The sequence below is a fragment of the bacterium genome (assembly GCA_035530055.1).
Taxonomy (GTDB): Bacteria; UBA6262; WVXT01; order WVXT01; family WVXT01; genus WVXT01.
In genome coordinates this window covers 1-5997 of the sequence record DATKVN010000092.1, presented here as the reverse complement: position 1 = coordinate 5997, position 5997 = coordinate 1, and the positions used below count along the sequence as shown (strand labels likewise).

Annotated in this window: 5 protein-coding genes; all 5 read left to right on the top strand. The window is 41.8% G+C overall.

Annotated features, from left to right (window positions below; genetic code table 11):
- The coding region (locus VMW39_06920) for a tetratricopeptide repeat protein (protein HUW23744.1) at positions 1 to 3623 on the top strand (3623 nt) is incomplete at its 5' end.
- A 67-nt stretch (positions 3624 to 3690) separates the two neighbouring features.
- Positions 3691 to 4341: a MotA/TolQ/ExbB proton channel family protein gene (locus VMW39_06915; GenBank protein ID HUW23743.1), complete on the top strand. Its 651-nt coding sequence runs from the start codon at positions 3691 to 3693 to the stop codon at positions 4339 to 4341.
- Positions 4322 to 4738, top strand: coding sequence for a biopolymer transporter ExbD (locus VMW39_06910; protein HUW23742.1), 417 nt, complete (start codon positions 4322 to 4324; stop codon positions 4736 to 4738). Before VMW39_06915 ends, VMW39_06910 begins: the two co-directional genes overlap by 20 nt.
- Positions 4735 to 5133 (top strand): biopolymer transporter ExbD, encoded by a 399-nt coding sequence (locus VMW39_06905; GenBank protein HUW23741.1) that lies wholly within the window; start codon positions 4735 to 4737, stop codon positions 5131 to 5133. Before VMW39_06910 ends, VMW39_06905 begins: the two co-directional genes overlap by 4 nt.
- A gap of 157 nt (positions 5134 to 5290) precedes the next feature.
- Positions 5291 to 5997 (top strand): hypothetical protein (locus VMW39_06900; protein ID HUW23740.1); only part of this gene is annotated, 707 nt, incomplete at its 3' end.

Below are 5997 nucleotides of genomic sequence, written 5' to 3'. Positions count from 1 at the left end.
ATCTTTCTTGTGGCATAAGTTTAAAGCTCATCAATCAAAATTTTGCTGACCATTCTGATATGGGATTTGGAACTGATGCAGGAATACTGTATAAACCTTTGTCGGCGTTATCTTTGGGTTTAAATCTTCAGAATATGATTAAACCAAAGCTAAAATTGAAAACAGATACAGATACTTATCCTTTAAGTCTTAATCTCGGCGCATCCTATAAAATGTTTAGTGATAATTTGATATTGGCTATCGACACCCAAAACACAGAGCATCAGTCCTTTAAAATGCATTATGGCGCAGAGTATTGCCTGCTGCACCTATTGGCTTTCAGAGCAGGGATAGATGAAACAGAGATCACGGCTGGCTTAGGTTTTAGGTGGGGAAATTTTCAGGCCGACTATGCTTATGCTTATCATGATGCCTGGGGTAAATATAGGGATTTGGGTTCTTCCCATAGAATTGGATTGAGTGTGAGATTTGGGAAGAAGGAAGTGGCAATGGCGGCAGAAGTTATGGAAGAAGTAGAAGTGATTAAAAAGATGGAAGAGGCAGAGATGGCACAGAAGACAGAGGAAGAAGGGAAGGATAACCTTGCTATCGCAAGGAGTCCGGAGCTTCCTGGAGTCCTCCCGAAAGGGAGGGGGACGCGTGAGGCCGAGCTTGCCCGCCCAATTCTTGTGGAAAGCAAGAAGATAGAAGCCGAAACCCCACAGGTGGAAGAGAAGCCTGAGAGACCACTTTTGAAAGCTGAGGTTAAAGTTGAGATAGCTCCTTTTGAAAAGATTGATAGAATAGACGAAAAACATTATCTAATTGCTGAATCCTATTTTGCTCAAGGAGATTACAGAAATGCTATTAGAGAGTATGAATTGGTAATCAGTTCCTCGCCCCAGAGCGAACTTGTGGGAAGTGCGAGTTTGAGGAAAGCGGAGTGTTATTACAATCTGAAAAATTATGGTGAGGCTCTGAATCTCTTTAACCAATTGTGGGAAAGTTTTGGAGATAGCTTCCTTGCTCCGGAAATCCTCTACGGGATGAGCCAGTCTTATTTGAAACAGGGAAAGACAGTGGAAGCCGAGAGTGTTCTGGAAAGGTTAACCGGTTCTTTCCCTGGATATCTTCGAGAGGATAGAGTAAATTATAGCCTGGGTTTAATCCGGTATTATCAGGGGAAGTATGAACAGGCTTTAGAAAGCTTTGGAAAGGTGGATGGAGTCTACGGCGACTACTACGAGGCAAGGTGTTTAGAAGAACTGAACAGAGAGCTTCAAGCTCAAGCGAAATATAAGGAACTTATAGACAAGCATCCGGAAAGCGAATTGGCAGACGATGCTCTATACGGTATGGGAGAGACGTTCTACCGAATGGGTCAGTATAATTTTGCAATGAGAAAATTCTGGGATTTATTGACGAGTTATCCGCAGAGTGAACTCGCTCCTCATGCCAGATTTATGACTGGAGCAAGTCGATTTAATCAGGAAAATTATTCAAAAGCGATAGAGAATTGCCAGATATTTTTCAGGCAATATCCCCGGAGTGAGTTGGTAACTTCCGTCCAGTATTTGACGGCTGAGTCATTAAAGGGCCTGGGGAAGAACGGGGAGGCAATAGAGAACTATCGGGTTATAATCGGTAGTTTCACTTCTTCTGAACTTGCCAGGCTTTCTCAATATAAATTAGTATATCTATATACTTCAATGGGAGAATATCAGAAGTCTTTAGAAGAGGGGAAAAAGTTTATTGAACAGTATTCTGGTAGCCCGGGATGGAAAGATATTCTCCTTTTGAAGGGTCTATGTCTACAGAAGCTCGGTCGCTATTCTGAGGCAGAAAGTGCTTATCAGTCAGTGATTAATATTGCGCCCGATAGTGAAGTGGGAGGCAAAGCATTATATCTCTTAGGATTGACCTACTATGAACAGGAGGATTACCAGAGCCTCATCACGAGTTATAGAAATCTGGTCACCGGGATTTTCTCTCCTCCCGGAGGATGGTTAGCCGGAGCCTACTACTATATCGGGGAAGCATATTATCAGTTAGAAAGATATAGTGAAGCAGAAGAGATGTATGATTATGTCGTGGAGAACTATCCCGGCTCACAAATGGCAAAATATGCTAAAAGTGGTCTGGTAGCCTGTGCCACAGAACAGGGTAAGTTCGATTTAGCTTTGATAAGAAATCGGGAATTTCTCGAATGTTATGCAGAAGGCGATAAGGATGTGGACAAAGTGGCAAAACTACAGGTTGCCAATCTACATTTCAATAAGAGAGATTATAAGAATTCTCTTTCGTTCTACAGGAGATTTGTCGAGCAATACCCTCGAGATGAGATGGTTGCCGAAGCTCTCTATCGAGAAGGACTCTCGTTTTATCGACTTGGATATTACAGTGAAGCAATTAAGACCTGGAAGGCAATAATAAATAGAAAGAGAGGTAGCAAAGTCGTTCTTCAGGCTTTAGATAGAGCTGCTTATACCAGTTTCGGACTTGGCAGGTATAATGAGGCAATCAAACTTTACAGAAAGCTACTTACAGAATCTCCCGGGACAGAACAGGCTAAAGAGGCACAACTCCACATTGCCGAAAGCTACTATAATGCTAAGCAGTATGAAGAAGCAATTAAAGAATACGAGAAATTTATAGAAACCTATCCTGAAGACTCGCGGAAAGAACAGGCGCTCGAGGGAATAAAAGTTTCCTATTATGAAAAGGCAACCGGGGAAGGCTCCTCTGATGAAGGTTTAGAGAATTTTGTCAACAGATACCCTGGCGAGAGTCTGGCTGGAGAAGCTTACTGGCAACTTGGGGTAAGGTCTTTTGAGAAAGGAGAATACAATAAAGCGATTAAGAATTTCCAGAAAGTTATAATTGATTATCCCCATGTCTCATCTGCTAAGTCGGCTTCCTATTATCTTGGAGAGGCCTATTATTCTTTGAAGAAGTTTGCTGAGGCTATTAAAGCGTTCCAGAATTTTGTTTCCAGCTATCCTGAAGACGAGTTAACGGAAATGGCTAAATTCCACTTAGCAAACGGGTTATTTCAAGCGGGCGAGATAGAAGAGAGTATAGAGCATTACAAAGAAATTCTTCAAAAATATCCAGATAGCCGCTTTGCCTCCCATGTTCGGTTGAATATTGCTCTTGCTTACAAAAAATTGAATGAGTGGAAGAAGGCGGTCGAGGAATATAAGAGCTTCATTGAGCAACATCCAGAAGAAGAGAAAGTCAATTTTGCTAAATGGCAGATAGGAGAGATTTCGAGAAACAATGGTGACTATCGGCAGGCAATCGAATTCTATAAGATGGTAGAACCTACCCGGGAGATAACGAAATGCGAAATTAAATATCGAGAGGGAGATTGCTATGAGTGTCTTGGCGAGATGGCAGAAGCGATTAATGTCTATCAAACTTTACAAGGGTTGCCAGCGAAAAATGACCCATTCAGGTTGGCAGGGTTACTCCGACTGGCAGAAATATATGAAAAACAGGGAAGAAGTGATGCGGCCATCACTATATATACAGAGATTGACAATAGCACTGAAGATGTGAAGTGGAAAGACCTTGCCGAGATTAAGCTTGAGGAACTGAAAGGACAACAGAAAGAGTGGAGTCCTCCCGAAAGGGAGGAATAACCTTGCTTTCGCAAGGACTCCAGATGTTTTAGATTTAGACATTCCTATTCTTAAGGAGGTACACAAAATGTTTGGCGGTTTACCTATTCTTGAGATGTATTCTCGAAGTTTTGCCATGTGGGCGTTGACTGTAGTCTCCATAATAGGGCTTACCTTTTGTATTGAACGCTGGCGATATTTTCACAAGAGTCGGGACAGAATTTCAGAGTTTGTCTCCAGAATTGCAGAAAAAGTTATAAATGGTCAATTTTCAGAATGCCTCAAGGATTGTGGGGAAAGGGCTACGCCTGTTTCCAGGGTAATAAAGGAAGGTTTGAAAAATCACACAAATGATGAGACGACAGTGCGGGAATTGATGACCAATGCCATTAGCAGGGAGCGGACGAAGTATGAAAATAACATCGGAATAATTGGTACCATAAGCCATATTTCTCCTCTACTGGGATTGTTTGGGACAATTGTGGGAATTATTCGCGCCTTTCATGATATAGCAATAACAGGTTCAGGTGGGTCGGCGGTAGTGGCGATGGGAGTGGCAGAAGCACTGGTCACTACTGCCACAGGCATACTTATTGCAGTTCCTTGCGTTATAGTTTATAACTATTTTGTCCGGCGGGTCGCCACTATTAATTCCGAATTGGAAATTGCCAGAGACGATTTTATTGCAAGGCTAAGAATTTATCGTGAGGAGCAAAAGAATGCAGAGAAAAAATCATAATGATATGAAAATCATGCCCAACTTAACTCCCTTGAGCGATGCTGCATTAACTTTGATTGTTGTTTTCTTAATAACGATGCCGGCATTACTCTGGACAGGAATAAAAATAAATTCTACCAAGGCAATTCGAAGCGAAAAGGCGGAGGCGCCCAAGCCAGATTTACAGCCAGTATCAATAAGTATAACCAGACAGAAGGTCTATTTAAATGGTAAAGAAGTAGCTATAAAAAATCTGAAGTGGAATTTAGGGAAGGAACTGGCTAAAAAGAAGGGAAGAACAGTGATTGTTGTTCCTGATGCGAATGTTCTCCTGGACCGGGTTGTAAAAGTGCTTGATATTGCAAAGCAAGCAGGAGCGGATAAACTTGCCTTACTTAGAAAGAGAGGAAAAGGATGAAACTGAAGACGGAAATAGATTTAATGCCAGCTATCAGCTTAGCTTTGATCGTGCTTCTTATTTTGCTCCTCATATCGCCTTTCCTCGGTCAGTCCAGAATAAAGGTCGACCTTCCCAGAGCTTCCACTTCTGAAATGGGAGAGGAACAAAAAATTACCATTACCTTATCCAGAGACGGCCGGATTTCCGTGGATGAAAAACTGATTTCCTTAGAGAAACTGAAGCCTTTTTTGTCACAGAGATTCAAAATCGACCCTTATAATCTAATGGTAATAAAAGCAGATAAGAATATTTCCTATGGCCAGGTGGAAACCGTCCTGGAAATTGCCAAGGAGTCTGGAGCAGGACGGATTGCCATTGCCACAGTACAAAAAACAGAGGTTGATCTGGAGTAGCGAAACTTGTTTCGCGATTGGATTGTATAAAAATGGGGTCAACTCTATTTTTCTTGGTTATTATTATGTTTTTGGTAGTCGCAACCTTTAGGTTGCGTTTATTGAACGCTCCGATGAATCAGGGGACTCCAGATGTTTTGAATTCAGGATTTTACCAATGAACAAAGAGATAATAAACTCATTTTTTACTTCTTGTTTGATTCACATTTTGCTCTTAGCCACTCTTTTTACCCTTGGGCAGAGGGCTTCTCTCCGGGAAGAGGCGCAACTCAAAATTACTGAGGTGGCTTATTTGACCAAAGCAGAAATTGAACGTATTTCCGGCAGGATAAAACAGATAAAGAGGCACAAGCCCAAACCAGAAAGTCTTTTGGCTTTTACTAAGCAACGTCCTAAAAGAGAACCTGGTAAATTGATGGAATTGAAGGAGACTTTGAAAATCAGTAAGTCGGCTAAAAAAGTAAATGAATCAAAATTCTTACAAGACAAGACTTTTGTTGGGCAGAAGAATTTTGTTCCTGAGGCTACCCCTGAAGTTCGAGAGTCTCTCAGTACAGAAAAGGGGCATGCGTTTCCTGACGAAGCAGTAACCACAAGACAAATTGCAAAGGGAGGCTATCTAGAGGAAAAAATAGGACCGTCAGAGACAACTATGCCTATTTTTGAAGTTGAGGAAGAAGTTTCAAATTCCGATAACCTGGAAGATACTCTGGTTATACCAGTTCAAGGGACTCTTGGCATTAAGGAGTCGAGCAAATCTTCTATTTCTTTAAGGGAAGAGACCCCTGGGAGCAAAATCGTCAGAGAAGGTTATATTCCTAAAAGAGGCAGTTCAGAGGTGGTAACCAAAACAGCCGCACCGCC